Below are 17960 nucleotides of genomic sequence, written 5' to 3' on the forward strand. Positions count from 1 at the left end.
TTTACTCGCCCTTGTCCACTTTTGCTTCCGCAATTATGTTTTCCGGTACTTTCTCGCAACGTATGTATTTGTTTACATCGTTCTCGTTGTCTTTTGCCGTCCATATCATCGAGCCGCTTTCCAGCAAGTCGGTCACGATGTATTTGTTGTTCCATTCACCGTTGCCGAAATCATACTCTCCGCTGATGACGGCGCCCAGATAAGGGTCGTTTTTGATACTGAAACTTCCGGTGATGTAGCGGGTGTACATGCTGTCGAACTTCTGGTACATTTCAAAAGTCTGTTCCTTGCGGTTGAAAACCACGTAGCAGTATGTACCTTCCGCCAGCGGAGTTCCGTTCCATTCGGAAAGTTCCCACGTGCCGTTCAGGTTGGCGGGAGTCACTTCCAGGGTCGGTATTATCGGCTCATCGTCATCGCAGGACACAAGGCAGCACAGAAAGACTGCCAAAGCCGTTAGTTTGAAAATATTCTTCATTTCGGGTTTCTTGTTTTTTATCGTTACTTGGTATAGTTTACTTTTATATTCAGGGTCCGGTCCGAAGGCCGGGCATCCACTCCTTCGATGATAATCGGGAATGTGAATGTCTTTTCCTTTCCGGCGGGAATCAGTGAAGCGTCTACCGTTACCACGATGTCGGCTTCACTGCCCGGTTGTATCACTTCCGGTTCCGTCCGGAAAGTTGCGAACTTCGGAATGACGAGTGCCGACAGGCGCAGCGGCTTGTCTCCGCTGTTTCCGCATAGAATCCGTTCGGAAGGTCGCTTTCCGGGCATCACTTCCTGAAATTCCATCCGGTTCTGTTTCAGTCTCAGTCGGCCCATTGCATACGGGTAGCGTGCCCATTCATCCGCTCCGGGAAGAACATTCCCGGTCAGGGTCAGACGTGCTACGGGGTGCTTTTCCGAGCAGGACAGATAGACGAATGCGTCCGTATCTATCGTTCCGGGATGATTCTTCGGATGATAAGTCAGTACAATCGTAGCGGTTTCTCCCGGCAGTATCTTTCCGGCAGGCAGTTCTGCTGCCGTACATCCGCAGGTGGTCCGTACCTTTGTGACGGTAACGGCTTCCTTGCTGATGTTCCTGCCCGTGAAACGGTAGGCCTGCGGAGCATCATCCTCGGTCAGCGTTCCGATGTCCAGCGTGCTTTTGTCGAAACGCAGTATGGATTCCGCCTGCTGCATCAGTGGCGGATTTATCAGCGAGTCGGCTTTTTGCTGCCAAGGGGAACGGGCAAATACCAATAGCACTATCCAGGTAATTAGTTTCATTAATCAATTACATTAAATTACATCCAGCCGTTGTCGTTGGCATTCTTGCGCACGGTAACGGTGATTGTCTGTTCGCTTCCGTTGCTCACTTTCACTGTGATGTGTGTGGCGCCGGTTTTTACGCCGGTTACTTCCATCAGGCTGTTGCCGACGGTTACCGTTGCCACGGCGGCATCGTCCGATGTACAGGTATAGGTCAGCGTTTCACCGTTTACAAAGTAATAGGCAAGGTTCACGGTCGATGTGCCTCCTTCGGCAACGTACACATTCGGCACTTTCATATCCGAACCGCTTCCTTCGATGTTGTTCAGCAACTTTCCTGCATCCACTACGCCCGTGCCCATTTTGCCGATGTATTTGGACAGCTCCATGACGGAGGGAGCGGCAGCCGGTGAGTTATGGTTGCGGTAGTATGTTTTCTTCTTTCCGCCGCTATACCAGTTATCAACCGGTTTTACGGACTCTTTCAATAGTGCCACAAATTCGCTTGCCTTGAAATGGCGGCGCTGTTGCACGGCATACGACAGACCTAATGCAGCCACACCCGATACATGAGGGCATGCCATTGAAGTGCCGTCCATATAACCATAGGCAGGGCTTCCGTTCCGAATCATGGTAGAAAGGATGGAGCCGGAAACCTCATTGTTTTCCCAAAACTCATTGTCCTCTTCCCCTATAGCGTTATAATATTCAGTGTCACCGCCCGGTGCAGATATGTCCACTTCCGGACCGAAGTTGGTGTAGGATGCCGGGGTGAAGTCGGCGGCAACCGCGCTTACAGTTACGCATTTGGAGTAAGCTCCCGGATAGGAGGCGCTTCCCGCATATTCATTGCCCGATGCAAAGATGGCGATACCGCCGTCGATGACTCCGTTCGGAGAACCGGCGTTGTTGATGAAATAATCCAGGATTTCCTTTTCCAGCGGATAAGTATCCGCCCATTCCTTTTCGGTAGCCGGTCCGGGAGAGTATCCTTCCACTTCGTTCGCTTCCGAGGAGTTGTATCCCCAACTGCATTGCAGGATGACGGCGCCGTTGTCGGCGGCATACTTGATGGCTTGGGCTTCTCCGTTCAGGCTCACGCTGTTTTCTCCGGCGAATACCTGGCAAATCATAATCTTCACGCCCGAATCCTTCGTGCCGTCTCCTCCGGCAATGCCGCAGACTCCGTATCCGTTGTTCATGGCGGCAATCGTACCGGATACGTGCGTGCCGTGACCGATGTCGCTTACATCCGTCCACGAAATGGCTGCGGTATTGTGTACGAAGTTATATCCGTATCTGTCGTCCTTGTATCCGTTGCCGTCGGCATCCGTGCCGGCATAGAGTTCCTCTTTGTCGTTTACCCATATATTGCCTGCCAGGTCGGGATGCGTATACATCACTCCGTCGTCCAATACGGCAACGATAACGGACGGGTCGCCCGTGCATTTCTGCCATGCTTCGTAGCAGCCGACATCGCATCCGGCTATTGAGCCAGCAAGGGTTTCTCCCGTACTGTTTGTCTTGTCGAAAGCATTGTTGCCGGAGTTGGTGTAGTGCCACTGGTAGGCAAGTCCGGGGTCGGAGAATCTTCCGGCCGCTACTCCGCTTCGGGTGGCTGCCCGCTGTTGCAGGGCTGCCTGGCTCACATAGCTCCGGCGGCTTTTGGGGTTGTAGGCGCGCTTGATGCGGCTGTTGCCCTGTACCTTTGAGATTTCTCCTAATTGGGAAAGCCGTCTGGCAGCTTCCTGCAAGTCTGTACCTTCGTCGAACTTCACCTGATACCACAGGTGAAGGCCGGCTATGCGGGTGCGTTCTTCGTTTTTGCTGTCTACCGGGAAGATACGTTCAAAATGGTATCCGCCCAGAATTTCGAGTACCTCATCGGTAGAGGGGATGCCCGAACGGGTCATCACTCCGCCGTTTCCCGCTGCGCGGGTCATTGTACGGTCGAGGATGTCGGTCATTTCGGGTTTGAACTTAATCAGCAGTTCACCCGAGTTGACATCGGTGGGAAGCCGGACTTCCGTCCCCCCGTCGGTGGGGATGGACGGCTGTTCGACGATATCCTGTTCCGTACAGGCACCTAGCGTCAGGGTAATGAGTGCGATGTATAAGAATCTTTTCTTCATTGTTTCTGTTTAATATTATCTTGTTAATAAGTACCTGTTTGGGGGTTAGTTGACTCCCGCCACATACCTGTAATAGTATAGCGGATAAGCTACTCCGTTTACTTTGGTACCTTCCGGCTTCTCTTTGCCGTAGTAATACTCAAAGTTGAACTTCACCGCATCGACGTTATTGAATCCCACTTTGAATCCTGCGGAGTTCTTGCCGTTTTCCTGCTGGTTGAAGAGCAGTGTCATGGGGTCCCATTCTACAAAATACGGGTGGAACAGAATCCATTTGGGCACCGGACCGGTCAGGAAGTTCAGGTTGATGGAGAAGGAGCGTGCCTTCGGCAGTACGCGCGGCACATCCTGTCCTTTCACTTGCAGGGTGGTTCCGCCAGTTTCGGTGAATGTGACTTCGTTGTCACTCGTTTTCAGCCAGATGCAGGTATCGCCTACCAGTTTGTCTTTGTACTCTTCCTTGTTGTCGGAGAAGTCGTCGTCCTGATAACGTTTGGGTTTGTTTGCCCGTTCGAGTGCGGTATCTACCTCTTCATCCGTAGGTAATGTCCCTTCAATGAAGTTGTACGAGAACCGCAGGCTTCTCAGCTTGTCCCAAGTGAGCAGTTGCAGGAATGCTTCCTTTTCCGCTCCGGCACTGATGTCGATGTACAGACCGAGTTCCCTTCCATTGTGGGTACGTCCCTGACTCAGGTCGGAGTAGGAGTCGCTCCGGCGGTTTCCGACAAGGCTGAGCGCGTGCAGATTCGGGAAGTTTTCTTCATTTACCACTTCGGTAATGGCAGCCAGCGACGGGAAGTTGTTGCCCGACAAGTCCAGTTTTTCCAGTCCGCGATAACTCTTGTCTGCCTTGCCGCCCAGCTTGATGAAGTTTTCGGGCAGTTCGTTCATGCCATAGGCGGATACACTCAGCGATTTCAGGTATTTCAGTTCGCAGATTTCCTCGCCCAACGCTACGATACGTATCTGATTGTTGGAGTTGCTTTGGATGTCGAGCGATTCCAGGTATTTGAGATAACGTATTTCTTTGGGCAGTGTTTCACCTTCCTGCAGGTCGAACAGGGAGAATTTGACGGAACGCACGCGTCCTACCGCACCTTCGGGTACATCCTTGTCGATTGCCTCCCATAGGGTTACGTTATCCCAGTTCTGCATATTCTCACTTGTATCGAAGGACATCATGCTTTGAATCTTCTCGTTGATGGTGATGATTGCCAGCGAGTCTCCCGAACGGTTGTCCTCAATCTTGGGAGCTGCCTTTTGGGTCACAGTCAAAATGAAAGCTTCGATAGGATTGCCGTTGTCGTCCACCAACTGGTCCTCATCCGGATTTTGCGGAACAAAGCGTATTTTCGCTATCCGGGTGTAGGGAGTCGTATTCATTTCCCAGCGGAATTTTGCCTTGACCGTACGCGGACGGGCTTTCCGGTCGAGGTTCAGTTTCAGGTCCGTATCTTTGGGAGGGGTAATCCAGCCTGTCCGGTCGGCTCCGAATTCTGCTTTATCCTCATTGGTCATTGTCTCTTCTTCGGCAAAGGAGTAGTCGATATGCTCTTTATCAATCAGGAAGTTGACGTTACTGGATATGACAGCCTCGAAAAGGCGTTTGTTATAAGCTGCCGAACTTTCGATGTCCACATCCGGTTCTTTAGCGATGATTTGTTTCCCGAAACCGAACTGGGTAACGGTTATCAGTTTGGATTCCTGGCCTTCCAGTGCAAAGCGTATTTGCGAGGTGCGTGCCGTGTTCTCTAAGGTAGAGTCGATGGCAAGCCGGCATTCCGCCGTACCCGAACCGTTTGCGGGCGATACGGCGATCCACGGTCTGGATGCTCCGGCCACCCAGTTCTTGTAAGAGTTGACCGTAATCCTTTCGGTTCCGCCTTCGGGCCCTACGGTTATCTCTTCCTTATCCACTGCAATGCCGCCGGGGATGCTTGCGTCGTCGTCTTTGCACGAGCTTGCCAGCCCTGCGAAGAGAGCCAGCCCCGTCATTATTTTATATACATATTTCATTGGTAGAATCTTATTGGTTTATCGTTTTATGTCTAAAGCATCACAGCCACGGATATCCTGAGTCTTGTCGTAAATCAGTTTATACATGCCTGCCCTTATTTGCGAGCATACGCTTGTTACGTCGATGCTGATATTCGGGTTGTCCTTGATGTCCACGATGTAGAGTTGCGATGTCAGCGTTTCGTTTACCTTGCGGATATCATTTGAGCCTATCTGCAACTGTATAAGGCTGGGGCAACTGGTAATTCCCGTAGGCCATTCGCGCAAGATGCGGTTGCCGTCGGCATCGCGTTGGAAGCGGATGCCGATAGCTTGCAACTGGCTGCTGTTCAGCGGTTCGGTCGGGAACTTCGAGAAACAGTTATAACTGAGGTCGAGGTTCTTCAGATAAGGCAGCGTGGTTGCGCGGAAGTCGTCCGACAGCTTGGTCAGCTTGTTGAAGCGAAGGTCGATAACGGTCAGCAGATACGTGTTCTTGTAGTTACCAGTTTCCGACCTTAGCGAGTACTTCGGAATCTCCGTCATCAGGTTGTTGCTCAGGTCGATGGTGGAGATGGGGGAACCTTTGGCAAACAGTTCCGTGGGGAACTTACTGATAAGGTTGTTCGACAAAGAAATCGTTGAGGCGTTAATTCCCTTGAAGTCGTCCAGGCTGCAATTAATGTTTTTCCCGTCATTCTGTCCTATCCGGTTGTACGAGAAGTCTACAGACCCCATTGTATAGACGGATTCTGCGTTAAAGATATTGGGGATGTATTCTATCAGGTTGTGCGCAAAACTCAGGCTTTCTACCTGCTCGGTGAAACCGCAGAAGTTCTCCGGTATTTCGGTAATTTGGTTGTTGTCCAGAGTCAGGGTAGTGAATTCCACTTCCTTGCCAAAGGCTTCCAGCTTTCCTGTAAGGTTGTTGTTGATACAGTCGAGCAGTCCCAGTTTCCTCATTTTATTCAATGATGCGTGTTCCGGAAATTTAGTCAGGTTGTTGTTGCCGAGATACAGAATCTGGAGTTTGGCTCCTACAGTTGCATCCGCTAATTTCTTCCAGTCGGCTGTCAGTTGCTCGCCGCTTCCGTCTCTTGCTCCGTTCAGTCCGTCAATGCCTTTGTTGTTGGCGATGTTCAGCAACTGGATTTCGGGCAGTTCGAATAGGAATTCCGGAAGTTTCGTCAGGTTGGGGCAGTTGTACACCTCTACGTCCGTCAGGTCGGTCAGGGTTCTCCATGCCCAGGAGCTGCTTTCCTCTTTAAATGACTTGGCATATTCGGAATTTTCGTTTTCCCAATCTGTGCAGATGTCCTCAGCCTTAATGGGAGAATTGGCAATATAAAGTTGTTGCAGGTTCTTCAACCGCATTACCGCTTTGGATATGAAAGTAATGTTGTTGGTTGTCTGGCCTATCTGTATATCTTTCATGCTGATACGGTTGCTTTTCTTTATCTTTGCCATTTCGGGGTCGCGGTTAATGCCGTCCTGCAGGAGTTCCGACATATTCTCCCTGGGGTCGTAGTCGAGGAACAGTTCCTTGTAGTGCATGCGCATCTTCTGTTTCTGTGCATCGCTCATATCGGGCGTTATTCCGCCTGCGCCGAACAGTCTGCCGCCCAGCTTTTCGTTGTGCGACCCGAGGGAAAGCACTTTCAATTCGGTCAGTTGGCCGATGGCGTCGGGCACTCTGCCTTTGGCGCCGAAGCCTTCGAGAGACAGGCTGATAACGCGTCCTTTGCTGTCCAGCGACACGCCGGGCTGGTCGCCCCACATGTCTACCTCCTTATTGAAGTTCCAGGTTGCTCCGGCAGGGCTTGTCTCTCCGGTATAGTGCCAGTTTCTTCCGTCGAGCGCTTCCCAAATGGCTTTCAGTGCGATGTAGTCCTTGATGTAAGCGGCTGTCGGCGACAGTTGGATGGGCACAAGGGCATCGTCCGTCTGTCTGTTATCTTCTACGCTGAACATCTCTCCCGCAAGCTGGCTTCTGGAGTCGAGCGTAGAGGTTACCGAACCGCTTTTCTTATAAATGGTGTAAGAGGTTACCTGATACGTGCCGGCGGGCAGCCATACTGCCGAGTCGCATTTGGCGGTACCGATATCCTTATATTTGTCTTTGTGCTTGTTGTCGTCGGTATAGTCCGTATTCGGATGTTCTTCATACTCTTCCTTATAAGTCACTTTCAGGTTCTTGATAGTGACGGGCACGCGTGTAAACGTGTTGGTCACCGTTATGTCGATAACCTTTATGTCGCTGAACAGGTAGTCGATGCTCTCACCGTCGGCGGCGCGTGTGGTGAGTCCGGACTTTATCAGCTTGAAAGTCACCATGCCCCGCGCTTGCGAGTCGGCAACAAGGTCTTTGGTGGTCAGTCCGCGCGAAACGACTTCAAACGTCTCGTCCGCACCGGGAGATATGCCGGTAATCACCTCGTCCAGCTTGTCGAGCAGCTTGTAACCTACGATTTTATACGTTCCGGTCAGAAGCTCCAGTTTGTCGCTTCTCATGCCGTATTCGGCGTTGCTCTCGTTGTAGGCGTTCAGCACGAGGGTCTGGGTGATGCTCATACCGTTGTGCTGCATTTCGATTTCCACTTTCTGGGCGTCGCTCAACCGGTCCATTGCGGTGGCACGCGTAGATGCCGTGCCGGCCCGGGTTGTCTCTTCCTGCGTATAGGATGCCGACTTGTAGAGCCTGAACTGTACGTGACCGTATTGTTTGCCCGCCAGTTCGTCCTTGTCGTCAGAGCATCCGCCTGCCACCATGCCGCATAGCATGGTGACAAGTGCTGCAAGAAACAGTTTTCCTTTTATAATTCTCTTTGAGTTCATTTATTCTTTCTTTTCTGTAGTTTGAGTTACAGTGGTTGCTTGTACATATTCCGTCAGAAGGTGGTTTGGCTTTGTGTATCGTCAAATACTTCTACGATGCAGAGTGCAAGAATCTCTTCGCCTTCGCCCTTGACCACCAGTTGGTAATCGTTGGCGTATGTTTCATAGCTGGTGTTGTCGAAGCAGAAACCTATTCCGTTGATACGTACCAGTTTGCGTGCGTCCTGTGACCATGCCTGACCTGACATCTTTTCGGATGAAATACCTGCATGAGAGGCTTTTTCCGTTATTTCCTGGTCGGTAGCCGCTTCAACGGGCTCGAAAATGATTTTTCCCGGACCGTGTCCCGGTTCTCCGATTTCGTCGAATTTCTTGAGCAGGCTTTTGGGGATGGTGGCTTTCCATACATTGTTGCCGGTTACATTATATTCGCCGACACCGTCCGAATTCTCCAAGTCCTCAAATTTGATAACAGTGCCTTCAAAGAAGTCCTTGATGTTTCTGAACCCGGTCTGGTCGTAATCGTACGCATACATAAACAGCGCTTTGAATTTAATTCTGTCACCCTGTTTCTGCCAGGCTTCCTGTGTGATATTGGTCATGACATTGTTCGCATAGTTGGACTTGATGTCTCCCGTGCTTTCGTCGATGAGGTTGCCTGCCCAGTTGCTCTTTATTTCATCATAAACGGCTTTAGGGAATACCATGACGGTAGCTGCTCGCTCTTCCGTATTCTCGTTAAGGTCGGCGGTGACCGTTACCTTATCCTTATTACTGCCTGTTCCTGTAACGGCGTGCAGCCAGTCTACCGTACTGTTGAAATCATAACTGAATTCACCGTCCTGGTTCTTCATGGCGAATACCACAGTCTCGAATTCATCATTATATACGGTAACGGTCGATTGCATCTGTTCCAGAATTCCAGTATCGTCCGACAGTTCTTTTCCCGTCACGCTTGCCAGCGCGTTCAGATACGTGGGGCTGATGCCGATAGCGTCCCGTTGCAGTCCTTCGTACACGACGGGAATCTCCACCTTGCGCACCTTGTCCGTTTTGGCGGTCGTGGCGTCTTCGGTAACGAAAGTCAGGGTATAGCTGTTTCCGGTAATCGGATACTTGGGATTCAGTCCGCTCGTGTTTGCCGTATTGAACGTAAACTGATACGTTCCCGCCTTTTCGTCTATGACATAGCTCAGCCATTCCGGATTGGTGAAGCCTATCTTCACGCCGTTTTCCGCCTGTGCCTTGATAACGGTATAGACGGGTGAGGTAGCGGTATTGCCCTTGATGGTCAGCGGGTGCGTCCGGTCATATATATTGCCTGCTTCATCGCTGACAACGAGGTCGGCATATTCTCTTTTGGCGCGCGTCACCTTGTAGATTACCTGCGAGGCATTGCCCATTTTCAGTGTGATTTCCGCTACGGCATCCTCGTTGTAGTTCTGTCCGTCGGCGGAGGTCATAATGGTAACGGTCTGCTTTCCGGTCTTTCCGTAGATGAGGCTTTCCAGGAATTCGCCGTTCTGGAATTTGCACCAGCCGGCATTGCTGGAGAGTTCCCAGTCCGCAGATGCTTCAAAAGATAGTTCGGTAGTTTCTCCGGCTGCGCTACTGATGTTTGCAAGCTCAGGGAAAACAACGGTTTTGTTGCCTTCGTTATCGTCGTCCGAACAGGCGGTGAACGCTGTCATTATCATCATGGCGAGCACCATAATCAGGCTCATGCTTTTCAGTTCTGTTATTTTCATAATTGTAGGGGTTATAAAGTTAATATCCTTGTTCTTTCAGCTTTTCGGCTTCCGCTTCGCTTATCCATTCGATGATGTTGGCGGGAGTATCCACCACGCCCACCAGCGAGCCGTCCTTGTTGTCTACCCGGATGTTGACGTAGTGGAACACGAACTTCTCGCACGTGCTGAAGTAGGCGGGATAGCCCGACGGCTGTGTCATCATCAGCTTGCCGTTGCCATGTGTGGTGTCGAACAGTTCGGCAGTGCTGCCGCAGACGTGTTCTTCCATTTCGATGCTGGGTTCGAGCAAATCGTCGTAGTTGAATTTCAGCTTGGTGTCATATCCGTCGAAGTAGAGTCCGTGCAGTACAATCGTATTCTCTTCCCCTTCCACGACTTCGGACGTTATCAGGCGCAGGGTCGTATTCGTCATATAGGTATTGAAAAGCGAGGAAGTGACCTTGCAATAGCCGGTAAAGGCATTGATGTCGAACGGGCATACTTTCTGCATCACCACTTTGGTCTCCGTTCCGTATTTGTGCCACTGTTCGGTCTCGGGGATTATCAGCCGCAGGGCAAATCCCAGCGAATCGCTGATGCCGATATTCTCGTACACGCCTTCTATCTCGACATTGGCGGCGGTTTCGCCCGCCTTGATGGTTACGGTATTGGAAAGAATCCTGTAATGTTTTCCTTCCACGGCATTGCTTTCCTTGTCCACCACTTCCACGGCAAACGTGCGGTCGTAGTCGGCACGTCTGGTAGCGGATACGGGAACTTCGAACTTCTCGTTGCTCTCCTGTACGGCATAGTGGTAAAGCGTATCGGAGAACATCAGGTAGTTGCGTCCGCTGTACAGCACCTTGTCCTGGTCGCATCCGGCAAGTCCTGCCAGGGCTGCCAGGATGGCAAGGGCTACCATACATCCGGTTAATAGTTTCTTCATTATCATAAATCTTTTGGCTTATTTGTTACTTTCATTAGGTTCTACTTCCGAGCCCGGTGCATCCAGCTCGTGCTGGGGTATGGGCCATACGAACAGCGGGTCGTCTTTTTCCACTTTCAGGCTGCTGCCGTTGGACAGCGACTGGTCTTGCGGCGTGCGTTCAAATCCCTTGTGCCAGCGTTTCAGGTCGTGCAGGCGGAAGCCTTCCATGTATAGCTCCTTTACGCGCTCCTGTTCGATGACGTCCATCGCGTTCTCCTTGTTCAGGGAAGTGGAGCCGCCGTAGGAGGAGTAGCGTGCCGTGCGCAGTACGGATATGTCGCTTCCCGCCTTGCCGTAGTCGGGCTGGTCGCATTGCACGTATGCTTCTGCACGGATGAGGTACTGTTCCGACAGGCGGAGCACTTTCGGCATGCTGACGTGCAGGATGTTGTAGTTGGTGAACGATTCGTTGCCGAAGTATTTTATCAGCAGCGGCCATGTAAGCCCGTGGCTGTATCCGGTGGTGAAGCTCTGGAAGAATGCGGATACGCGCAGGTCGTTCATGTCGTACAGGTTGACGGCCCATGTAGCCGGCACGTAGTCGGGGCGCAGGGTGCTGTAGTCGTAGTTGGCGAATACCTGTCCCAGTGCGCCGCCGTAGGCATTAACGGTAAAGCCCACTTTCCAGATGGCTTCGGTGGAGAAGTCGTTCGTCCACATATACTTGTAGTAGCTGGCGCTTGAGGTGGCTGCGCGCGTACAGCTCGACAGGTAGTAGTAACCGCTGTCGATGACTTTGGTGGCATACTTGATGGCCTCGTCCCACCGCTTCATATAGAGAAGTACGCGGGCGCGGAGGGCATGCACCGTATATTCGTTGAAGTAGATGCTGTCGTACAGCGTTCCCTGCGTGTCGGTGTCGAAGTCCTCTTCGAGTTCCAGCAACTCTGCCGCACGGTCGAGGTCGTCGAGGATAAATTGGTAGGAGTCTTTCAGCGAAGCGCGCCTCATGGTTTCATCGCCCAGATAGTGTTCGCTCAGGATAACTCCCAACTGGCCGGCGGCGTCCTCATCGCTTTCGTATGCCTTGCAGAAGAGCTTCACCAGCTCCGAGTAGGCGAGTGCACGGGCAAAGTAAGCTTCGCCGCAGCACTGGTCCAGCTTGTCGAGATCCTTGTCGTCGGTGGTCTTTTTCCGCACGGCGTCCGCGCGGTCGAGCATGAAGTTGCAGCGGTTGATAACATCGTACAACGCACCGTACACGGCTTCGATGTCGGTATTGGTGGGTTTGATTTCTTTCCAGCGCCAGATGTCGCCGTACACATTGGTGTTGCCGTTCACTCCGTACACCAGGTCGGTCTGTATGTCGGGCAGCAGCGTCAGGTTGCCCGAATAGAGGTATTTGCTCCTGAAAGCGTCGTAGATACCTATGACCGCCAGGTTTATGTCGGATACCGTCTGCAGCGACTCGTCGAAAGGAATGCCGTCTTCCGGCATTTTGTCCAGACAGGAGACGGACGACAGCGCCACGGCAACCAGCATGATATATAGTTTGAATTTCTTAATCATCTTTCTTTTGCTTGATAGGGTTAGAATGATACTTCGATGCCCTGCGTAAACTGGCGCGAAGCCGGATACTGTGCCCGGTAGATATTGCTCGACATTTCGGGGTCGAGTCCGGTGAATCCCGTAAAGGTCAGCAGGTTCTGGCCTTGCAGGTACACGCGTGCCGAGGTGAAGAAGTTGGTCTTTTTCAGCAGTGGCTGCGGCAGTGCGTATGCCAGTGTCAGGTTCTTGAGGCGCAGGAACGAGGAGTTCTCCAGGAAGCGGTCGTCCAGTTGCGCCGTCACGCCGTAGCGGGGGATGTCGGTGATGTCGCCCGGTTTCTTCCAGCGGTCGTACAGCAGCCGGCGCGACTGGTTGTAGGTGCTGTACAGTCCGTTGCTCTCTTCAAAGAAGCGGTCGTTGTTCATCACCCAGCGGTCGGCCATCCAACTGAACTGTGCCGACAGCGAAAGGCCCTTCCAGGCAAAGGTAGTGCCGAAGCCGCCCGCCCACGGCGAATCGAACGTCTTGCCGGTCATTACCTTGTCGCTTTCGTTGAATTCGGTGGTCAGCTCGCCGTCTTTGGTGTACCACAGGGCGTCGCCGTTGGCGGGGTTCACGCCGGCATAGCGGTTCAGGAAGTATTCATGTACCGGATGCCCCACGACGAATTTCAGTCCGGTGGTGGAGTTTACGTACTCCTGCACGCCGTTGTACAGTTCCACCAGCTTGTTCTTGTTGTAGGACACGTTGGCGTTGAGGTTCCAGGTGAAATCTTTGGTGCGTATGATGTCGCCGTTGACCGACACTTCCACGCCCCGGTTCACCATCGCCCCGATATTGTCCCAGCGGTAGCCCTCGCCGGTAATGGCATAGCTTTCGGGTACGGACATCAGCATGTCGGTGGTTTTCTTGTGGTAGAAGTCGATGTCGAGGTTGACGCGGTTGAAGAAGCCCAGGCGCAGCCCGATGTTGTTGGACCAGGTCTGTTCCCAGCTCAGCTCTTCGTTGCCGCTCTGTTTGGGGTAGATACCGGCTTCGTCGTTATACTTCGGCCCGCCCGAAACGAGTGCCAGGTGGTCGTAGTAGGGTATCTCCGAGTTGCCCGAAGTACCGGTGCTGAGTGCGATTTGCGCGCTTGTCAGCCATTCGGTGTCTTTCAGGAACGATTCGTTTTTGATGTTCCACATAAATCCCAGCGACCAGAACATACCCCAGCGGTGGTCTTTGCCGAAGCGCGAGGAGGCATCGGTGCGCAGTGCCATTTCGCCGTAGTAGAGGTCTTTGTAGTTGTACTCGCCGCGCAGGAAGAACGAGAGGTAGGAATATGCGCTGGTGGTGTCGTCCCAGGACGAGGCGCGCGTGCCGGAGCTGATGTTCGTGAGGAAGTCGCTGGACTGTCCTTTCGTCACTACCTGGAAGCCGCTCGACTGGTAGTCCATGGCTTCCTGCCCCAGCATGAAGTTGAAGGAGTGGTCGTCGTTCAGCGCCCAGCGGTAGTTGGCGGTGGCGGTTTCGCTCAGTTTCAGCACGTCCGAGGAGTTGCGTCCGGCAGTGCCCTGCTCGTTGTTAATGACGTAGCTCGGGAACGACTGCATGAAAGTGGTGGCGTGCGAGTAGTCGGCGCCGAACTGTATGCGTACGGTCAGGTTCTGTATCGGGGTGATGTCGGCAAATACGGTGGAGAGTACCTTGTACTTCTTATAGCTCACCGGGTTGTTCGCCATCCATTCGATGGGGTTCTGTCCCGTGCCCGTCCATGTGCCGTTGTTCTCCGAGGCTATCGAGCCGTCTGCGTTGTAGGGGCTCCAGTAGGGGAGCATGAAGCGCGAGCCGGCTATCGGCGTGTAAATCGCCATTTCCCCCTCTTCCGCCTGCTGCACCTCTTCGTAGGCAGACATGGTGCTTGTGCCTATTTTCAGCCAGTTGCTGGCTTTCACTTCGGCATTGGCGCGCATGTTGTAGCGCCGGAAGGAAGAGTTCTGGGCGATACCGTCCTGGTCGTAGAACCCGCCCGATACGTAGTAGTTGAGGCGGTCGGTGGCGCGGTTCACGGAGATTTCGTAGTTCTGCAACGGTGCGCGGTCGTTGAATATCTCTTTCAGCCAATTGACGTTGGTGCGTGAGAGCAGGTCGTAGTCCTGCCCGGTGTCCAGGCCTATTTCTTTCTCAAACTGTATGCGTTCGGGGGTGTTCATCATGGTCCATTTGCCGTCGGATGCCAGTTGCGAGAATCCGTATTGCGCGCGCAGCGTTACTTTCGCCTTGTCCATGGAGAGCCCGCGCTTGGTGGTGATTACCACTACGCCGTTGGCAGCGCGTGCCCCGTAGATAGAGGTGGACGAGGCGTCCTTGAGCACGGAAATGGATTCGATGTCGCCCGGGCTGATGGTGTTGAAGTCCGAACTTGCAATGGGCACGCCGTCGAGGATAAACAGCGGCGATGTGCCTGAGTTGATTGAGTTTGTGCCGCGTATCTGGAACACGGCGGCTTTGCTGGGTTCTCCCGAATTGGAGATGACCGACAATCCCGGTGTCTGTCCCTGCAACGCCTGGTCGAAGCCGGCTGCCGGCACATTTTCCATCTTTTCCGCTTTTACGGTGGATACGGAGCCGGCTATAGTTCCTTTCTTGCGCACGCCGTATGCCACTACTACCACTTCGTCCACCATTTCGGTGTTCGGTTGCATAATCACATTGTAGCGGGTTGCCGCTGTAAACAGCTTTTCTACCGTCTTCATGCCTACGTACGAAAACTGCAAGGTGGCGGGAGACTTGCTTACCGTGATACTGTAATTTCCGTCGATATCGGTAATTACACCGTTTGTTGTGCCTTTTTCAACTACAGATACTCCGATTACCGGCAGGTTGTCTTCCGCCGATAGGATTTGTCCTGTAATCCGGAATCCGCCCTGTGCCAATAGGTACGGGATTCCGAACAGAGTTAAAAGCACAAACAAGAGAATTGATTTTCTCATCTTTGTTCTTCTAATGATTTGATTAATACTTAATGTTTCTGTTTTTTAGTCTGGAGCGGAAAGAGACATTTTTAAAGTGTATATTGCCGTCCTTTTATTTTTTTTACAGTTTTGTTTGCTTACGTTTTTCTATAATATCAGTCCAATTAAAGGATAACATCGGGGTTGCTTGTTGTTTGTCTGCTTTTAAGAATGCTGTAATAATGTTAATTTTATATTTACAAAAAGCCCTTTGTTTAAAACTTTCTTTGGATATATTTGCAACAAATATAGAAAAAGTTCCGAAAAAAATTATATATTCTATCTTGTTTTTATAAATAATTTATAATTTTGCAAAAAGATAACAGTGTGGTAACTCTCTCTTTTTCCTCTTTGTTTTTCCCATATTATCTCCCTGTTTTCTACTTATAGTATTTATCTTTATTTATTAACTAATTAATTAATAATGTATGAAAAACATTTTTAAGACAATGCTTCCCATACTGGCAATGGCTGCTTGCGTATGGACAAGTTGCTCGGACGACAAAGACAAAAACGATCCGACACCGGAAAAGCCGGCTTTACCTACTATCACGGTGAGCGAACCTGCTCTTAGCGCCGACAATACCAAAGCCGTAGTAACCGTTACCCCTTCCGATGATACGGAAAAATGGTACTGGAAGTGCGAACCGAAAGGCGAGTCTGCTGCCGCATATACGGCTGTAACCGGCAAGGAAGAGACTAAACTGGAAATCCCCATCGATATAGATAAGGATTATGTTCTGACTGTCTATGCCGAGAATGAGAGCGGCAAGAGCCAGGAAGCTGTCAAGGAGTTCATATTCAAGTATGAGGACCTGATGGACGAATTGGTGGAATTTGAAATCAAGAACCTTTCCGCTTTCTCTATGGATGTAGAGGTGAAGAAAGGGGCTAAGTGCGCCAAGTATGTGATTGGGGCAATTATAAAGGGATATATGGGTAAAGACCTTGAAACCGGACAGGATAAGTATGAAGAAATCTACAAGGAAGCAGAATTTATTGAAAGTGCTGAACTTTCTTTGAATCCCAACAAGGATTATCCTATGCAGCCCTACAACTGGTCGGACGTAAGCGCTACGTTTAATGAACAGACATTGGTAAGAAGTGCTTTGCAGGATAAGGATATCAGTGAAAGCAAGGGTATTATTCTGACCGCATTGGAAACAGATGAAACCGAGGTGGTTGTTGCCATTTATGCGGTAGATGCAGAGGGTAAGGGAACGGTCTTTACAAAAGAAGTCACTGTGCCCGATGCAGAACTTAACGGACAAGTGGTGGCAAGCATAGAGATTCCTGCCGGTAAGATTGCTTTGAGAAGCTTTGAAGCTACCTTTACGGCAGATGCCAATTGTGCCAAAATGATTGTGGGACAGACAGATGCAGGTGCTATTGCTAAAAACAGTAGTAAGCCTTTTGCAGAGATGTCTGTAGCCGAAATCGAAGCCAGCATTCTTAAGTTGGGTGCAAGCGTTCCTGTTACATACACTCAACCGTTCTCAAAAGAGTTTGCCAGCAAGGATATGGTTCCTAATACCAAGTATTATGTATATGCCATACCTATCGACAAGCAAGGCAAGCTTGGTAAGATTGTTTATACCGGAGTTACAACGGGACGTCCTACTTTTGAGGGAGTAGGTAGTATTACAAGTGTCAGCTTCCCCGAACAGACATCTCCGGAGAAACTGCTTGTAGATATCAGTGTCAATGAAAATACGACAGCGGTTCGTGTATTCTGGGAAACATCTGTTCCTGCTAACCTTGATTGGATAATGGTGGATGAAGCTTCCAGCAATGTACAGTGGATTGAATATAAAGTAGAAGATTTGGGCAAACTTAAGACTGAGGAAAACAACGGCGGATTGTATATTTTAAGTCCGGGTTCTACTTATCACTTAAGAGCTGTAACGGTTGATAAAGATGGTAAGCTGAGTGAGATTGTTGACTTGGTGGATAAGGCTGGTGAAGGTAAGAATGGTATTCAGACTAAAGCGGCAGAAGTGGAAGCACCGAAAGAAGCTGACTTCTCAGGTAATGGAGCACTGACATTGGCGGTTGTGTCAAGCGGTGATGATGAAGAGGCCGGTTGGGGATATTTTGCCAAGTTAAAGGTAACCAAAGGACAAAATACCAGCAAAGTCTATATGGTAAAGGGAAGTGACCAAAAGCCTAATGGTCTCGAAGCTTATGTAAAAGACCAAAAATTCTTCAAAGAATATACCTCCGATGCAGTTCCAACAGGTATGGTAAGCCTTATTTTGGATGAAAATACATCAGAAAAGGAGATAACTGAAAAATTTGATGTTGAATATGAAGCACAATGGGGCGGTGGTGCCCGCATTTTTGTCACGTTGGATAATGACGGAAAGTTTAGTATGGCTGATTACTACATCTACGGTTATGGTACTATGAATGATAATATCAGTAGTGGTAACTAAAACCTTATTTCCAAACCAACTTCCTAAAACCAGTAAATAGTATTTTATAACTTCGGAGCGTAATGAGCAGGCGTAAACGCCGTTCATTACGCTCTTTTTCATTT

10 protein-coding genes are annotated in these 17960 nt (G+C 50.8%); 1 reads left to right on the forward strand and 9 read right to left on the reverse strand.

All coding sequences use genetic code 11. The annotated features are described in order from the left end of the window. Position 1: 1 nt before the first annotated feature. Genes NQ565_RS06005 through NQ565_RS06045 form a run of 9 tightly spaced genes read right to left on the reverse strand, consistent with a single transcriptional unit; the run spans position 2 to position 15400 of the window. A complete protein-coding gene (locus tag NQ565_RS06005) occupies positions 2-478 on the reverse strand; it encodes a lipocalin-like domain-containing protein (protein ID WP_005658200.1) in 477 nt (158 codons plus the stop codon). Positions 479-501: 23 nt separating this feature from the next. Then, positions 502-1275 carry a DUF1573 domain-containing protein gene (locus tag NQ565_RS06010; protein WP_005658198.1) on the reverse strand — a complete coding sequence of 258 codons (774 nt, stop codon included), beginning with the start codon at positions 1273-1275 and terminating at the stop codon, positions 502-504. Between the two features lie 17 nt (positions 1276-1292). Next, positions 1293-3389, reverse strand: a complete 2097-nt coding sequence (locus NQ565_RS06015) for a S8 family peptidase (RefSeq protein WP_005658196.1) — start codon at positions 3387-3389, stop codon at positions 1293-1295. A 45-nt stretch (positions 3390-3434) separates the two neighbouring features. Further along, on the reverse strand, positions 3435-5405 hold the full coding sequence (locus NQ565_RS06020; protein ID WP_005658194.1) for a BACON domain-containing protein: 1971 nt from the start codon (positions 5403-5405) through the stop codon (positions 3435-3437). Positions 5406-5423: 18 nt separating this feature from the next. Then, a complete protein-coding gene (locus NQ565_RS06025; protein ID WP_005658192.1) occupies positions 5424-8219 on the reverse strand; it encodes a DUF4458 domain-containing protein in 2796 nt (931 codons plus the stop codon). A gap of 53 nt (positions 8220-8272) precedes the next feature. Further along, positions 8273-9967, reverse strand: coding sequence for a DUF5003 domain-containing protein (locus NQ565_RS06030; RefSeq protein ID WP_005658191.1), 1695 nt, complete (start codon positions 9965-9967; stop codon positions 8273-8275). A 19-nt stretch (positions 9968-9986) separates the two neighbouring features. After that, the gene (locus tag NQ565_RS06035; protein WP_005658190.1) at positions 9987-10901 is read right to left on the reverse strand and encodes a DUF4984 domain-containing protein; all 915 of its coding nucleotides are present in this window, start codon (positions 10899-10901) and stop codon (positions 9987-9989) included. Positions 10902-10913: 12 nt separating this feature from the next. After that, positions 10914-12446 (reverse strand): RagB/SusD family nutrient uptake outer membrane protein, encoded by a 1533-nt coding sequence (locus tag NQ565_RS06040; protein ID WP_005658189.1) that lies wholly within the window; start codon positions 12444-12446, stop codon positions 10914-10916. A gap of 20 nt (positions 12447-12466) precedes the next feature. Further along, a complete protein-coding gene (locus tag NQ565_RS06045) occupies positions 12467-15400 on the reverse strand; it encodes a SusC/RagA family TonB-linked outer membrane protein (RefSeq protein ID WP_005658188.1) in 2934 nt (977 codons plus the stop codon). 449 nt (positions 15401-15849) lie between these two features. On the opposite strand from NQ565_RS06045, the gene NQ565_RS06050 reads away from it, so the two are divergent. Beyond that, positions 15850-17856 (forward strand): hypothetical protein, encoded by a 2007-nt coding sequence (locus NQ565_RS06050; protein WP_005658187.1) that lies wholly within the window; start codon positions 15850-15852, stop codon positions 17854-17856. The last annotated feature ends 104 nt before the right edge of the window (positions 17857-17960 follow it).

The sequence above is a fragment of the Bacteroides stercoris ATCC 43183 genome, assembly GCF_025147325.1.
In the GTDB taxonomy this organism is placed as follows: Bacteria; Bacteroidota; Bacteroidia; order Bacteroidales; family Bacteroidaceae; genus Bacteroides; species Bacteroides stercoris.

What these genes read in the sequence shown, in the direction of transcription:
- NQ565_RS06050 (WP_005658187.1), top strand. Translation starts at nt 15,850, where the DNA reads ATGAAAAACATTTTTAAGACAATGCTTCCCATACTGGCAATGGCTGCT.
- NQ565_RS06025 (WP_005658192.1), bottom strand. Translation starts at nt 8,219, where the DNA reads ATGAACTCAAAGAGAATTATAAAAGGAAAACTGTTTCTTGCAGCACTT.
- NQ565_RS06035 (WP_005658190.1), bottom strand. Translation starts at nt 10,901, where the DNA reads ATGATAATGAAGAAACTATTAACCGGATGTATGGTAGCCCTTGCCATC.
- NQ565_RS06015 (WP_005658196.1), bottom strand. Translation starts at nt 3,389, where the DNA reads ATGAAGAAAAGATTCTTATACATCGCACTCATTACCCTGACGCTAGGT.
- NQ565_RS06030 (WP_005658191.1), bottom strand. Translation starts at nt 9,967, where the DNA reads ATGAAAATAACAGAACTGAAAAGCATGAGCCTGATTATGGTGCTCGCC.
- NQ565_RS06010 (WP_005658198.1), bottom strand. Translation starts at nt 1,275, where the DNA reads ATGAAACTAATTACCTGGATAGTGCTATTGGTATTTGCCCGTTCCCCT.
- NQ565_RS06045 (WP_005658188.1), bottom strand. Translation starts at nt 15,400, where the DNA reads ATGAGAAAATCAATTCTCTTGTTTGTGCTTTTAACTCTGTTCGGAATC.
- NQ565_RS06020 (WP_005658194.1), bottom strand. Translation starts at nt 5,405, where the DNA reads ATGAAATATGTATATAAAATAATGACGGGGCTGGCTCTCTTCGCAGGG.
- NQ565_RS06005 (WP_005658200.1), bottom strand. Translation starts at nt 478, where the DNA reads ATGAAGAATATTTTCAAACTAACGGCTTTGGCAGTCTTTCTGTGCTGC.
- NQ565_RS06040 (WP_005658189.1), bottom strand. Translation starts at nt 12,446, where the DNA reads ATGATTAAGAAATTCAAACTATATATCATGCTGGTTGCCGTGGCGCTG.